Origin of the sequence: Myceligenerans indicum (genome assembly GCF_016742955.1) — a bacterium.
Classification (GTDB): domain Bacteria; phylum Actinomycetota; class Actinomycetes; order Actinomycetales; family Cellulomonadaceae; genus Myceligenerans; species Myceligenerans indicum.
On the sequence record NZ_JABBYC010000003.1, the window covers coordinates 17,926 to 31,597 of the forward strand.

General features: G+C 71.3%; 13 protein-coding genes and 1 pseudogene. 5 read left to right on the forward strand and 9 right to left on the reverse strand.

The annotated features are described in order from the left end of the window. Window positions 1–157 precede the first annotated feature (157 nt). On the reverse strand, window positions 158–478 hold the full coding sequence (locus HGK34_RS03385) for a hypothetical protein (RefSeq protein ID WP_201845180.1): 321 nt from the start codon (window positions 476–478) through the stop codon (window positions 158–160). Window positions 479–568: 90 nt separating this feature from the next. Continuing rightward, the gene (locus tag HGK34_RS03390) at window positions 569–2,230 is read right to left on the reverse strand and encodes a bifunctional ADP-dependent NAD(P)H-hydrate dehydratase/NAD(P)H-hydrate epimerase (protein WP_307815707.1); all 1,662 of its coding nucleotides are present in this window, start codon (window positions 2,228–2,230) and stop codon (window positions 569–571) included. A 134-nt stretch (window positions 2,231–2,364) separates the two neighbouring features. Between HGK34_RS03390 and HGK34_RS03395 the strand changes: the two genes are divergently transcribed. Both HGK34_RS03395 and HGK34_RS03400 read left to right on the forward strand, forming a co-directional pair. Then, window positions 2,365–3,414 carry an LLM class F420-dependent oxidoreductase gene (locus tag HGK34_RS03395; protein ID WP_201845181.1) on the forward strand — a complete coding sequence of 350 codons (1,050 nt, stop codon included), beginning with the start codon at window positions 2,365–2,367 and terminating at the stop codon, window positions 3,412–3,414. Beyond that, window positions 3,411–3,761, forward strand: coding sequence for a holo-ACP synthase (locus tag HGK34_RS03400; RefSeq protein ID WP_201845182.1), 351 nt, complete (start codon window positions 3,411–3,413; stop codon window positions 3,759–3,761). The genes HGK34_RS03395 and HGK34_RS03400 overlap by 4 nt, the downstream gene beginning before the upstream one ends. Window positions 3,762–3,869: 108 nt before the next feature. On the opposite strand, the gene glmS is transcribed toward HGK34_RS03400, so the two are convergent. Continuing rightward, window positions 3,870–5,780, reverse strand: coding sequence for a glutamine--fructose-6-phosphate transaminase (isomerizing) (gene glmS / locus HGK34_RS03405; protein WP_201845183.1), 1,911 nt, complete (start codon window positions 5,778–5,780; stop codon window positions 3,870–3,872). Between the two features lie 122 nt (window positions 5,781–5,902). Between glmS and coaA the strand changes: the two genes are divergently transcribed. Next, window positions 5,903–6,886, forward strand: a complete 984-nt coding sequence (coaA, locus tag HGK34_RS03410; RefSeq protein WP_307815708.1) for a type I pantothenate kinase — start codon at window positions 5,903–5,905, stop codon at window positions 6,884–6,886. 148 nt (window positions 6,887–7,034) lie between these two features. On the opposite strand, the gene HGK34_RS03415 is transcribed toward coaA, so the two are convergent. The 4 genes from HGK34_RS03415 to rplM form a co-directional block, all read right to left on the reverse strand. After that, entirely contained in the window at window positions 7,035–7,727 is a 693-nt protein-coding gene (locus HGK34_RS03415; RefSeq protein ID WP_307815710.1) for a DedA family protein, read from the reverse strand. Window positions 7,728–7,860: 133 nt separating this feature from the next. Further along, window positions 7,861–9,225 carry a phosphoglucosamine mutase gene (glmM, locus tag HGK34_RS03420; RefSeq protein ID WP_201845184.1) on the reverse strand — a complete coding sequence of 455 codons (1,365 nt, stop codon included), beginning with the start codon at window positions 9,223–9,225 and terminating at the stop codon, window positions 7,861–7,863. Window positions 9,226–9,379: 154 nt separating this feature from the next. Then, window positions 9,380–9,865 carry a 30S ribosomal protein S9 gene (gene rpsI / locus HGK34_RS03425; RefSeq protein WP_201845185.1) on the reverse strand — a complete coding sequence of 162 codons (486 nt, stop codon included), beginning with the start codon at window positions 9,863–9,865 and terminating at the stop codon, window positions 9,380–9,382. Window positions 9,866–9,908: 43 nt separating this feature from the next. After that, window positions 9,909–10,358: a 50S ribosomal protein L13 gene (gene rplM / locus HGK34_RS03430; protein WP_201845186.1), complete on the reverse strand. Its 450-nt coding sequence runs from the start codon at window positions 10,356–10,358 to the stop codon at window positions 9,909–9,911. Window positions 10,359–10,626: 268 nt separating this feature from the next. Between rplM and HGK34_RS03435 the strand changes: the two genes are divergently transcribed. Continuing rightward, the gene (locus HGK34_RS03435) at window positions 10,627–11,040 is read left to right on the forward strand and encodes a DUF5709 domain-containing protein (RefSeq protein ID WP_201845187.1); all 414 of its coding nucleotides are present in this window, start codon (window positions 10,627–10,629) and stop codon (window positions 11,038–11,040) included. 82 nt (window positions 11,041–11,122) lie between these two features. Here the strand turns inward: HGK34_RS03435 and truA are convergent, their stop codons facing one another. Continuing rightward, a complete protein-coding gene (gene truA / locus HGK34_RS03440) occupies window positions 11,123–12,004 on the reverse strand; it encodes a tRNA pseudouridine(38-40) synthase TruA (RefSeq protein WP_201845188.1) in 882 nt (293 codons plus the stop codon). A gap of 122 nt (window positions 12,005–12,126) precedes the next feature. Between truA and HGK34_RS03445 the strand changes: the two are divergent. After that, window positions 12,127–12,893, forward strand: a pseudogene (locus HGK34_RS03445) (ROK family protein). A gap of 195 nt (window positions 12,894–13,088) precedes the next feature. Here the strand turns inward: HGK34_RS03445 and rplQ are convergent. Then, window positions 13,089–13,598 (reverse strand): 50S ribosomal protein L17, encoded by a 510-nt coding sequence (gene rplQ / locus HGK34_RS03450; protein WP_201845189.1) that lies wholly within the window; start codon window positions 13,596–13,598, stop codon window positions 13,089–13,091. Window positions 13,599–13,672 lie beyond the last annotated feature (74 nt).

The following is a 13,672-nucleotide window of genomic DNA, read 5'->3' on the forward strand; positions in this document are numbered from 1 at the left end:
TCACGCGCACCCACCCCCTTTTTGTGGCAGCGGTTACTTTTCCCGGGGGTGCGATGCGAGTGTATGACGAAAATGAGATCTTGCTTGGTTTACGCAAGTGGTGCGGGTGGGATTAATGTTCGCTTGCCGGAATTGTGCGCAGGCATCCCCCGCTTCCTCATCCGCCCGATACCAGGGTCAACCGAACCGAGACAGGCCGGAGACGTGACGCCTCGGGAAGCCAGCCGCACCAGGTCCGGCTCAGTTCCAGGGGCGACCTCGGACCCGGAACGAGACGGTGCCGGGCGACCAGGCGTCCCGCGGCGCCGGGGTCGCTCAAGGTGACATGGACGGTCAGGGTGTCGACCCGGATCGGCCCGGCGTCCCCGTTCCCCGGGGCGATCTCGACCGCATCGTTCTGGATGCGCAGAGCAAGGCTGTCCAGGCGGGCGAAACGGTCGACGATCTCGTGGAACTGGGACTCCGCATCCATACTCATGCACCCAAGACGCGAGAGATCGCCAGATGTCACACCACTTGAGGAAAATTCCTCAAGCCGACCTTCCAGCAGCGGACCGCACGGACGCGGTCATCCCGCCAGCAGACCCGCCATCACCCGTGGCACGGCGTCCGCCACGGCCGACGCCGTCGTCGGCCCGCCTGCGCTGGCCAGCGTCGCGGCACGGCCGTGCAGCACGGCGGCGGCCGCCGCGATGCGGCTCGTCAGCGCGGGATCCGCGAGCACGTCGCCGGCCCGCGCCGCGAGCAGCGCACCGAGAATCCCCGAGAGGACGTCGCCGGCGCCCGCCGTGGCGAGCCAGGCGGGTGCGTCGGCCTGCGTGAAGGTCACGCCCGAACCGACGACCACCGTGACGGCACCCTTCAGCAGGACCGTCGCACCCGTCGCACGTTGCGCGGCGCGGGCCCATCGCACCGGTTCGGCCTCGATGTCGGCCCGGCCGACCTCGTGCCCGAGGCCACGCATCAGGTCGGCCAGTTCCCCGGCATGGGGAGTGAGGACGGCGATCTCCGGAAGCCGGTGCTCGAGCATCGCCATGGCGCCTGCGTCGATGACGGCGGGCACGACACCGCCGGTCACCTCCGCGTCGAGGACGCCCGTCACGGCCGCCAGCGCGCCGTACACCCGCCGGTCCTGCCCGGCATCGGACCCGTCGGACGGAATGCCCGGGCCGAGCACCCAGGACTGGACGCGCCCCCCAGCGGTGACCACCTCGGGATGGCGGTCGAGGATCCGGTCGGTGACACCCGCCGGGCCGAGCGCGCGCACCATGCCCGCGCCGGCCCGCACCGCCCCTGCGGTGGCGAGGACTCCGGCACCCGGATACTTGTCGGTGCCCGCCACGACGCCGACCACGCCGCGGGTGTACTTGTGGTCACGCACGCCGGGAGCCCGCAGCACCGCGGACACCTCACCGTCCTGCAACCGCAGCGTGCCCGCGACCTGCGGCCCGTGCTCCCGCCGCAGGCCCACGTCGGCCACCTCCACCGCACCGGCGAGGTGGGCGGCCGGCGGGAGGAGCAGCCCGGGCTTGTAGGCGCCGAACGTCACCGTCCGGTCGGCCGCCAGCACCGGCCCTGGCACGGAGCCGTCGTCGACCCCGATGCCGCTCGGGGTGTCGACCGCGACGACCCACGGCCACGGGGATCCGGCCACCTCCGCGGCCGCCCGTGCCTCGACGAGCGCCCGGACGATCCCGCCGGACGGGGGCCGGAGCGCGCCGCGCGCGCCGATACCCACGAGACCGTCGAGGACGACGTCCGCCGCCGAGACGTGTTCGACGACGGCCGGGACGCGCAGCTCGGACCGGGCGATCACCTCGGCGCCGGCCGCCTCCAGCGCCGCCAGACCCGGGCCGTGCACGGTACCGGCGACGAGGAAGGCGGTGACGCGTGCGCCCGCCGTCGCCAGGTGGGCACCGGCGAACAGGGTGTCGCCGCCGTTGTTCCCGGGGCCGACGAGCAGGACCACACGCACACCCTGTGCGGCGCGGCCTACCGCGCGGGACCGGCGAGCGGGCCGGACGCGCCCCGTACCTGACAGGCCGTCGGAGGCGAGGGAGCCCGCGAACCGGACCCTCGGCGGGGCTCCGCCGGCGGACCGCCGGCGGGCCACGTCCGCGAGCACCGTCCGGGCGAGTGCCCGTGCGGCGCGGTCCATGAGGGGTGTTCCCGCGTCGAGCAGCGGCTTCTCCGCCGCGCGAATCTCATCTGCCGTCCATGCCTCGATCACGCGCCCTATGATGCCTGCTCTTTGTCACGGTTCGGTAAGGCAACGTTCCGGTGCGTCCCCATCGCGGCGTTCGGCGGTGCGAACGGTGTGGACAACAGGCGACACCTGCTCGTGCGACCTCCTAGGCTCAGGGCATGCGATTCGGACTCTTCATCCCGCAGGGCTGGCGGCTCGACCTGGCCGGCATTGCCCCGGAGGACCACTGGTCGACAATGCTGTCGCTGCTCCACCGCGCCGAGAACCAGGCGGCGGGTGAGGCCGTCCCCGGCGGCGGCTTCGCCTGGGAATCCGCCTGGGTGTACGACCACTTCCACACGGTGCCGCTACCGACCCAGGAGGCGACGCACGAGGCCTGGACGCTGATGGCGGCGTTCGCGGCGGCGTCCCAGCGCGTGCGCCTGGGACAGATGTGCACGTGCATGGCCTACCGGGAGCCCACGTATCTGGCGAAGGTCGCCTCGACGGTCGACGCGATCTCCGGCGGGCGGACCGAGATGGGCATCGGCGCCGGCTGGTACGAGCACGAGTGGCGTGCCTACGGCTACGGCTTCCCGACGGCGGGCGAACGCCTGCGCGCCCTGGACGAGGGCGTGCAGATCATGGCGAACATGTGGCGCACCGGCACGTCCGGCACGTTCGACGGCGAGCGCTACCAGGTGGACGGCGCGCGATGCCACCCGCAGCCGCTGCAACGGCTCCCGGTGGGGGACGACGGCGCCGAGGTGCCGAGCATCCCGCTGTGGATCGCCGGCGGCGGCGAGAAGAAGACGCTGCGCATCGCAGCGCAGCATGCGCAGTACACGAACTTCGCCGGTGACCCGGAGGGGTTCACGCACAAGTCCTCCGTGCTGCGGGGGCACTGCGACGATCTCGGCCGTGACTTCGGCCGGATCACCCGATCGGCCAACTACAACGTCGTGATCGGCGAGACCGAGAAGGAGGTCGCCGACCGGCTCGGCTGGATCGAGGACCACCTGCGCCGGTGGGCGCCGGAGCGGGCGGACCGCGAGATCGACGGGTGGCGCAACAGCTACCTGAGCGGGACCCCGGAGCAGATCGCCGAGAAGCTGCACGGCCTCGAGAAGCTCGGCATGACCTACGCCATCACGTACTTCCTGGAGGCCGCCTGGGACCAGTCGGGCATCGAGCTGTTCGAGAAGCAGGTCATCCCGGAGCTGCAGTGATCGTCGGGGTAGGTATCGACGTCGTCGACGTCGAACGGTTCATGGCGACGCTGGAGCGCACCCCGCGCCTGCGCGAGAAGCTGTTCACGCCGGCCGAACGCGACCTGCCGCCGTCGTCGCTCGCGGCGCGGTTCGCCGCGAAGGAGGCGATCGCGAAGGCGCTCGGCGCCCCGGACGGCCTGCGGTGGCACGACGCGACGGTGCACCGCGTGGTCGGAGGGCCGCCCGAGGTGGAGCTCATCGGGACGGTCGCGGCGCGCGCGGCCGAACTGGGGGTCCGGCACTGGCACCTGACCATCTCGCACGACGCGGGGATCTCCTCGGCGATGGTGATCGCCGAGGGCTGAGCGTGGTGCTGCCGGGCTCCGGTCGGACCGAGGCCCGGCAGCCGCGTCCTGGTGGCGTGAACCGTGGTTCGACCGCCCGCCGCCTCGCGGGGACGGATCGGCCTCAGCTCACTCGACGGTGACGGACTTGGCCAGGTTGCGTGGCTGGTCCACGTCGAGGCCCTTGGCCGTGGCCAGGGCCATCGCGAAGATCTGCAGGGGCACGACGGCCAGCAGCGGCTGCAGGAGCGTCGGTGCCTTCGGGATCCAGAAGACCTCGTCGGCGTACTTGCGCACCTCGTCGTCGCCGTCCTCGGCGATGACGAGCGTGCGCGCGCCGCGTGCCCGGATCTCCTGGATGTTCGAGACCACCTTGGAGTGCAGCGAGTCGCGTCCGCGCGGCGAGGGCACGACGACGAACACCGGCTGACCGGAGTCGATCAGCGCGATCGGCCCGTGCTTCAGCTCGCCCGCGGCGAACCCCTCGGCGTGGATGTAGGCCAGCTCCTTGAGCTTGAGCGCGCCCTCCAGCGCCACCGGGAAGCCGACGTGCCGGCCCAGGAACAGCACCTTGTCGTTCGCCCGCATCGAGCGGGCCGTGGCACGCACGTACTCGCCGCGCTCGATGACGGTGTGGATCTTGCGCGGCATGTCCCGCAGGTCGTCCAGGAGTTCGGCGATCTCGTCGGGGAACTTGTTGCCGCGCAGCTGCGCCAGGTACAGCCCCAGGAGGTAGGCGGCGGTGATCTGGGCCAGGAAGGCCTTGGTGGAGGCGACGGCGATCTCGGGCCCGGCGTGGGTGTAGAGCACGGCGTCGGACTCACGCGGGATGGTCGAGCCGTGCGTGTTGACGATGGAGATCACCTTGGCGCCCTGCTCGCGTGCGTGCCGCACGGCCATCAGCGTGTCCATGGTCTCGCCGGACTGGGTGACGGCGACCACGAGCGTCCTCTCGTCGACGATCGGGTCGCGGTAGCGGAACTCGTGGGCGAGCTCCACCTCCACGGGGATGCGGCACCAGTGCTCGATCGCGTACTTGGCCACGTGCCCGGAGTAGGCGGCCGTCCCGCAGGCGATCACGATGATCTTGTTCACGGCGCGCAGCACCGACTCGTCGATCCGCAGGTCGTCCAGGACGAGACGGCCCGTGGAGTCGGTCCGGCCGAGCAGCGTGTCCCCGACGGCTTGCGGCTGGTCGTGGATCTCCTTGTCCATGAAGGAGTCGAAGCCGCCCTTCTCCGCGGCCGCCGCGTCCCAGTCCACCGTGTACCGCTTGGCCTCGGCGGGGTTTCCGGCGAAGTCCGTCACGTCGACCGACGACGGCGTGATCGTCACGACCTGGTCCTGACCGAGCTCCATGGCTTCTTTCGTGTGCGCGATGAATGCCGCCACGTCCGACCCGAGGAAGTTCTCCCCCTCGCCGATCCCGACGACGAGCGGTGAGTCGTGGCGCGCGCCCACCACCTTCCCGGGCTCGTCGGCGTGGACGGCGAGGAGGGTGAACGTCCCGGTCAGGCGGGTCGCCGCACGTCCCATGGCACGGGTCAGGTCACCGGTCGCGCGATACTCCCGCGCCACGAGATGGGCGGCGACCTCGGTGTCGGTCTCGGAACGGAAGCGCGCGCCCTCGGACGCGAGCTCGGCACGCAGCTCGCTGAAGTTCTCCACGATCCCGTTGTGGATCACGGCGAGCCGGTCGCCGTCGGCGAGGTGGGGGTGGGCGTTGACGTCCGTCGGCCCCCCGTGCGTGGCCCAGCGGGTGTGACCGATGGCCGACGTCGCCGCCGGGAGCGGCCGCAGCTCGAGTTCCTCCACCAGGTTGACGAGCTTTCCGGCCTTCTTCGCCGAGGCGACCCCGTCGATCCCGGGCCCCACGAGAGCCACGCCGGCCGAGTCGTACCCGCGGTACTCCAGGCGCCGCAGTCCCTCGAGCACGACGTCCAGCGGTGTCGCCGTCCCCTCCGCACCCCGGCCGATTCCTGCGTCGCCATCGTCCGCGGCGACGCCGCTCAGACCCGTGTACCCGACGATTCCGCACATGGCCGCGAGTCTACCTGCGCGCCCCTACCATAAGTACGCTCTCCTTACAATAGGAGAGGGCGCCTTTCACCCCACGAAGGCGGTGCGCCGGGCACACCCGCGCGTGGTGCAGAATCGTGCGCGTGGCACACCAGTCTTCGACCACGACGCCCGAGCACCTGCTGGCACTGGCGCCGGCATCGCCGTACGTGGACCTCGACCGCACGGCCTGGAGCCGGCTCTCCGCATCCACCCCCCTGCCGCTGACCGACGAGGACGTCAACCGGCTCCGCGGGCTCGGCGACCCGATAGACCTGGACGAGGTCGACGCCGTCTATCGTCCGCTCTCCCGTCTGCTCAACCTCTACGTGAACGCGGTCACCGGGCTGCACGGAGCCACGGCCGCGTTCCTGCACGAGCAGCCGCCGCGCACGCCGTACGTCATCGGAGTCGCCGGCTCGGTCGCCGTCGGGAAGTCCACCACCGCACGCATCCTGCGCGAGATGCTCGCCCGCTGGCCGTCCACCCCACGTGTCGAGCTCATCACCACCGACGGCTTCCTCTACCCGAACGCCGAGCTGGCCCGACGTGGCCTCATGGAGCGCAAGGGCTTCCCCGAGGCGTACGACCGAAGGGCCCTGATCCGCTTCCTGTCACGCATCAAGGCCGGCCAGGACGAGGTGCGCGCGCCGCGCTACTCGCACACGATCTACGACATCGTTCCCGGTGAGGAGGTCGTCATCCGCAAGCCGGACGTCCTGATCGTGGAGGGCCTCAACGTGCTCCAGCCGGCCCGGCCGTCCGCGATCGACGAGTCGACGGTGGCCGTCAGCGACTACTTCGACTTCTCGATCTACGTGGACGCCCGCACCCGGAACATCCGCCAGTGGTACGTCGACCGGTTCCTGCAACTGCGCCGTACGGCGTTCCAGCGCCCGGAGTCCTATTTCCGCAAGTTCGCCGACCTCTCCGACGACCAGGCGATCGCCCGGGCCCAGAGCATCTGGGACTCCATCAACGCACCGAACCTGGAGCAGAACATCCTGCCCACCCGCGGCCGCGCCACCCTCGTCCTGACCAAGGGCGCCGACCACAAGGTGCAGCGGGTACGCCTGCGCAAGCTCTGACCCGCGTGCCGGTGGCGTCGCCCGGCACGCGCACGGACCAGCTCGCGCACTGGCTCACACGCCCTCCGCCGGGCCGCGCGCCGTTCGTCGGGCCGCCGCGCCGTTCGGCCGGCCGTACGCTCGCCGTCAGGCCGCCGTACGCTCGCCGTCAGGCCGCCGTACGCTCGCCGGACGCCGTCGCGCCGGCCGGGACCGTGTCGTCATCGTCGTCATCGTCGCCCCCGCCGCGGCGCTGGAACCACATCACGATCTTGTCGATGGCGAAGCCTGCCACGACCCCGAAGACGATCCCGGCGCCGATCGCAAGCAGCGGATTGTGCCCGAACCACGCCGCCGCCATGATTCCGATGCCCACCGAGTACAGCGCCCACATCACCGACGCGATCGCCGCGATGATCATGAAGCGGCGCCTGGGGTATCGGACGGCTCCCGCCGTCATGTTCACCGCGACCCGCCCGATCGGGACGTATCGCGCCGCCAGGATGAACGACGCGCCACGCCGTGCCAGCAGGCGCTCCGCTCGGGCCACGGCGCGCCGGCCGCGCGCGGAACGCAGGAACGGCACCCGCTGCGTGCCGATCATCCGCCCGATCTGGTAGGCGATCTGGTCGCCCGCCCACGCACCGAGGGCACCCATCAGCAGGACCAGCGGCAGCCACGGGACGCCGGTACTGTGCGCCGACACGGCGAGCGTGATGAGCACGGACTCGCTCGGCAGCGGTGGGAAGAAGCCGTCCACGGTCGCGAACCCGAACATGGCGGCATACACCCAGGGCGATGCCGCCAGGTCGAGGACCCAGAGCCCCAGGGCGTCCAGGAAGGCGTAGATCGGTTCCAGCACGTGCCAAGCGTAAGCAGCAGGGCACCCTGGTTGTCACCAGGTTGGTCCCTGATTTGTGCCCCTGACGCAGACCCCTACCAATACTTCCCCGACCCCCGACGCGCCCGATCGCCGGTCAGCGCCCGATCGTCCGTCAGAGCGACAGCCGCTCGCGCACCACTGACGCCAGGCGTTCCGCCTCGGCCTCCGCCTGGTCCTGCGTGGCCGCCTCGACCATCACCCGGACCAGGGGCTCCGTGCCGCTGGGCCGCAGCAGCACCCGGCCGGTGTCGCCGAGGCGTTCCTCCGCGCGGGCCACCGCGTCCTTGAGGCCCTCGTCGCTGCCGGCGCGCAACTTGTCCACGTCCTTGACGTTCACGAGAGTCTGCGGCAGCCGCTGGATGTCTGCGCCCAGCTCGGCGAGACGCCGGCCGGCCGACTTCACACGTGCCGCCAGGTGCAGCGCCGTGAGCACGCCGTCTCCCGTGGTGGCATGGTCGGCGAGGATGATGTGCCCGGACTGCTCCCCGCCCAGGCCGTACCCCTTCGCCCGCATCTCCTCCAGCACGTACCGGTCCCCGACGGCGGTCTGCACGATGTGGATCCCGGCGGCCCGCATCGCGAGGATCAGCCCGAGGTTGGACATCACGGTGACGACCAGGGTGCTCTCCGGCAGACGCTCCTCCTCCTTGAGGGCCGTGGCGAGGATGCCGAGGATCTGGTCCCCGTCGACGATCTCCCCGGTGTGCCCGACGGCGATGCACCGGTCGGCGTCGCCGTCGAACGCCACACCGAAGTCCGCCTCGGATGCCACGACCACCGCCTGCAGCTGCTCCGGATGGGTGGAACCGCACTTCTCGTTGATGTTCCGCCCGTCGGGACTGGCGTTGATGACGACGACGTCGGCACCGGCATCGCGCAGTGCCCGCGGCCCCACCTCGCTGGCGGCGCCGTTCGCGCAGTCCAGCGCGATCCGCAGGCCCTCGAGCGGACGGTGCTCCAGCGTGGTGCCGATGCTCTCGGTGAGGTGCTTGACGTACTGGGCGGCGGCGAGCCCTGGATCGAGGCGGATGCGCCCGACATCGGCGCCGACGGGGCGCTCCCATTGGTCGTCCAGCACGGCGGCGACCGCGTCCTCGACCGCGTCCTCCAGCTTGAGTCCACCCCGCCGGAAGAACTTGATGCCGTTGTCCGGCATCGCGTTGTGCGATGCCGAGACCATGACGCCCAGGTCCGCGTCCAACTCGCTGACCAGGTAGGCAAGAGCCGGGGTCGGCAGCACCCCCAGGTCGATCACGTCGACACCCGCCGAGGCAAGACCGGAGGCGACGGCTCCGGAGAGCAGCTCGCCGGATGCTCGCGGGTCCCGCCCGACCACCGCTCGCGGGCGCGGGCCCAGGATCTCGCCCTGGGCGGTCAGCACCCGCGCCGCCGCGCTGCCCAGCGATAGCGCGAGCTCCGCCGTGATGTCGCGGTTCGCGAGCCCTCGCACGCCGTCGGTGCCGAACAGCCTGCCCATGTGTCATGTCCTTCCGTGCCGAACGATGTGCGACCCACGTTAGTGGGCACATGAAGAAGGTGAAAAACGCAGCGGCCCCGCACGGCAGTGCCGTGCGGGGCCACCGGAAGGCGCTGTGCCCTGGCCAGCGTCCGCTGTCCGAAGTACTCGTTCGTCAGCGCTTGCTGTACTGCGGCGCCTTGCGGGCCTTCTTGAGACCAGCCTTCTTGCGCTCGACCGCGCGGTCGTCGCGCGTGAGGAAGCCGGCCTTCTTGAGCGCCGGGCGGTTCGACTCGGCGTCGATCGCGTTCAGCGCACGGGCGATGCCCAGGCGCAGCGCGCCGGCCTGGCCGGAGCTGCCGCCGCCGTTGATGCGAGCGATCACGTCGAAGCGGCCCTCGACCTCGACCAGCTTCAGCGGGTCGTTGACCAGCTGCTGGTGCACCCGGTTCGGGAAGTACTCCTCGAGGGTGCGGCCGTTGATCTTCCACTGGCCGGTTCCGGGGACCAGGCGCACGCGCGCCACGGCCTCCTTGCGGCGCCCGACGGCCTGGCCGGGCGCGGTGAGGGACGAGCCGCCCGTCGCGGGGGCGACCGTCTCGCTGGTGTAGGTGCTGGGCGTGGTCTCGTCCAGCTCGGTGTCGACGGTGGTCTCAGCCACTGTGTAGTCCTCGCGTCCTTCGCGTTGCGATCCGGCAGCGGCCTCAGGCCTGCTGCGAAACCTGGGTGATCTCGAACGGCTTCGGCTGCTGCGCCGCGTGCGGGTGCTCGGCACCCGCGTAGACCTTGAGCTTCTTGATCTGCTCGCGGCCGAGCGTCGTCTTCGGGAGCATCCCGCGGACGGCCTTCTCGATGGCCTTGCGCGGGCTCTTCTCGATCAGCACGCCGTACGGCGTAGCGGTGAGACCGCCCGGGTAGCCGGAGTGGCGGTACGCCATCTTGTTCTCGCGCTTGTTGCCGCTGAGGGCGACCTTCTCCGCGTTGATGACGATGACGAAGTCGCCACCGTCCACGTGCGGAGCAAAGGTCGGCTTGTGCTTCCCGCGCAGCAGCGTGGCGATCTGGGACGCCAGGCGGCCCAGAACGACGTCGGTCGCGTCGACGACGTGCCAGTCACGCTGGACGTCGCCGGGCTTGGGGGTGTACGTACGCACGGTTCGTAACCTTCTGTTCTCGGTGTCGTCGGGCGAGAAGCGGCGCCCGATGAGTCAGGATCATTGTGCGCGGGAGCTCATGGTGACGTCCGGGCCAGACATCGGCGTGCGAGTGGGGCGCTACCGGTGCAGGACGTCGGAGACATAGCACAACGACGACCCAGAATACCCGTGCGTTCCGAGCAGGGTCAAAGCGAAGGGGGCCTGCCACTCACGTGGTGTTCGACACCCCCTCGCCTGGCGGCGCCGATTGTGCAACCGTAGACCCATGAGCGGCGATACGACCGCCACGTCGCCGGATCCTGAGTACGGCGCCGAGGGCGACACTGACCAGTTGCAGCAGGAGGACACGCTGGTCGACCGAGGCACGCCGGACGTGCTCGACGAGGGCTACTCCCCGCCCGACTACCCCCGCAAGAACCACTGGGGCGAGACCGCGTGGGAGGAGTCCCGGGGCGAGTCCCTCGACCAGCGACTCGCGGAGGAGGAGCCGGAGAGCTGGGAGGGCGACCCGCTCACCCGCCCCGACTCCTCCCGGTCGGGCCGGCTCGTCGCCGACGACGACGCCGATCCCGGTGAGGACGGCGGACGCCAGAACGATCTGTACGGCGACGACGCGGGCATCGACGGCGCCGCCGCGAGCGCGGAGGAAGCGGCCGTCCACTGGGTGGAGGAGCCCTGAGCCGGCCCTCCACGTCGACCGGAACGACGTGGTCGGCGTCGGCCGGGTGATCGTTCCGGACGGCCCCTGAGACGCGCTCGATCTAGCCGAGCACTTCCTCGTCCATGCGCTTGGCGCGGATTCGCTCCGCCCGCTCGGCCAGTTCGTCGTCGGCCGGATAGGTGATCTCCTCCAGCACGAGGCCCTGCGGCGGCACGACCGCGGCCCCCGCGGTCCGCTTCCGGTTCGCCAGCAGTTCGGCGGGCCACCCGACGGGACGCCGCCCCTCCCCCACGGCGATCGAGGCACCGACGATCGCGCGCACCATGTTGTGGCAGAACGCGTCCGCGACGACCCGCGCGACGACGAGTCCCTCGTCCGCCCCCGATGCCGGACGCTCCCAGCCGACGTCGAGCAGCTCACGAATGGTCGTCGCGCCGGGGCGCGGCTTGCAGTAGGCCGCGAAGTCGTGCAGCCCGACGAGCGGCCGCACGGCCGCGTCCATGGCCGCGACGTCGAGGGGCTTCCTGCTGAGGAGCACGTGGGTGCGACGTAGCGGGTCGCGCCGGGAGGGGTCGTCGGCGATGCGGTAGGCGTACCGCCGGTGCAGCGCGGAGAACCGCGCGTCGAACCCGTCCGGGGCCGGGGCAGCACGATGCACGACGACGTCGGCGGGAAGCACCCCGGCCAGGCGCGCCACCATCGCGTCCCCCGGGGAGCGATCGGACCGTCCGGGCATCTGCTCCCACCGGCTCACGGGGACGTCCACATGGGCGACCTGGCCGCGCGCGTGGACACCGGCGTCGGTACGTCCGGCGACCGTGAGGCGAGGCGCGGGCAGCCCGAGAGGCTCGGTGCGCAGGATCGTCGCAAGCCCCTCCTCGAGGACGCCCTGGACGGTGCGTTCGGTGGGCTGGCGGGCCCAGCCGGAGAACTTGGTGCCGTCGTAGGCGAGATCGAGCCTGATCCGGATGCAGTCGTCCACGGTCACATTCTCCCCTCCGCGCCGCACCGGTCGGCGGAAGCCGGTTCCGCCCGAGGACTCGGCGTCCGGTTCCGTGTGGCCGCCAGGCACCGGTGCGCCGATCCGGTGCGTACCGTTGGGGCGTGACCGACGTACTGACGCTGGCCGTGGACTGCGGCGGCAGCGGGATCAAGGCCGCCGTGCTCGACGCGGCAGGGACGGCACACGCTCAATCCGTGCGTGTCCCGACACCGTACCCGCTCCCTCCGGAACTACTGGTGGACGTGATCGCGAAGATCGCCACCGACCTCCCGGCCGCGCAGCGGGTCACCGTGGGAATGCCGGGAATGATCCGCAGCGGCGTCGTCGTGCATACACCGCACTACATCACGCGATCCGGGCCGCGCTCGCGCGTCGATCCGACACTGGCCGCCGCGTGGGTGAACTTCGACATGCAGGCGGCCGTGGCCGAGCGACTGGGCATGCCCGCCCTCGTGCTGAACGACGCCGAGGTGCACGGCGCGGGCGTCGTGGCGGCCTCCGGGCTGGAGCTGGTGCTCACTCTCGGGACGGGCCTGGGGTCGGCACACTTCCACGGCGGCAAGCTGGCCCCGCACCTGGAGTGGTCCCGGGCGCCGATCCGGCGCAGCCTCACCTACGACGAGTACATCGGTGAACCGGAGCGCCGTCGGCTCGGCGACGGCCTCTGGTCGCGCCGAGTGGTCAACGTGGTCGAGGGCCTACGGCCCGTGTTCCATTGGGACCGTCTGTACCTGGGCGGGGCAACTCCCGCAACATCACCGCGTCGGCGCTGGCCCGTCTGGGCGACGACGTCGTCGTCGTGCCGAACTCGGCGGGCCTGATCGGCGGGGCCAGGGCCTGGGAGCTTCCGGAGGCGCCGCAGTCGTGAGCGCCGTGCGCGGCGACTGTCGCGGCGTTCCAGCACGCCGGGCACGCCAGGCACGTCGGGCACGCCGGGCACGCCGGGCACGTCGGGAGAATGTTCCTCTCCGGCGGGCCCGCGCGAACAGGGCGCCGGACGCGGCGGAGCCCCCGTCACATCAAAGGATGTGACGGGGGCTCCGCGGCAGGAGGAAGAGGGTCCTCAGGACTCCTTCTGCTCCTCGGTCCCGGCCTCGGCGGCCGGAGCCTCCGGAGTCTCCTCGACCTCGGGCTCGGCCGGCGCGGCCTTCTCGGCGGGCGCGGCCTTCTCGGCAGCCTTCGTCGCCTCCTTGACCACGGCCTGCTTCGGGCTCACGGGCTCGGTGATGAGCTCGATGACGGCCATCGGCGCGTTGTCGCCCTTGCGCGGGCCGATCTTGGTGATGCGCGTGTAGCCACCGTTGCGCTCCGCCATGGTCGGCGCGATCTCGGTGAACAGCGTGTGCACCACGCCCTTGTCGCGCACGACACGCAGGACCCGGCGACGCGCGTGCAGGTCACCCTTCTTGGCGAAGGTGATGAGGCGCTCGGCCAGGGGGCGCAGGCGCTTCGCCTTCGTCTCGGTGGTCGTGATGCGGCCGTGCTCGAAGAGCGCGGTGGACAGGTTCGCGAGGATCAGACGCTCGTGAGCCGGGCTACCGCCGAGGCGCGCACCCTTGGTGGGGGTAGGCATTGCATGTGCTCCTTAGGGATGTACCGCCACCGCGGCGCGCTCCGTGCGACCGGAGCGCGCCCGCGGCACGGGTG

Coding starts and splice junctions, on each gene's coding strand:
- HGK34_RS03435 (WP_201845187.1), top strand. CDS start 10,627: ATGAGCGGCGATACGACCGCCACGTCGCCGGATCCTGAGTACGGCGCC.
- glmM (WP_201845184.1), bottom strand. CDS start 9,225: ATGGGCAGGCTGTTCGGCACCGACGGCGTGCGAGGGCTCGCGAACCGC.
- HGK34_RS03395 (WP_201845181.1), top strand. CDS start 2,365: ATGCGATTCGGACTCTTCATCCCGCAGGGCTGGCGGCTCGACCTGGCC.
- HGK34_RS03385 (WP_201845180.1), bottom strand. CDS start 478: ATGAGTATGGATGCGGAGTCCCAGTTCCACGAGATCGTCGACCGTTTC.
- rplQ (WP_201845189.1), bottom strand. CDS start 13,598: ATGCCTACCCCCACCAAGGGTGCGCGCCTCGGCGGTAGCCCGGCTCAC.
- glmS (WP_201845183.1), bottom strand. CDS start 5,780: ATGTGCGGAATCGTCGGGTACACGGGTCTGAGCGGCGTCGCCGCGGAC.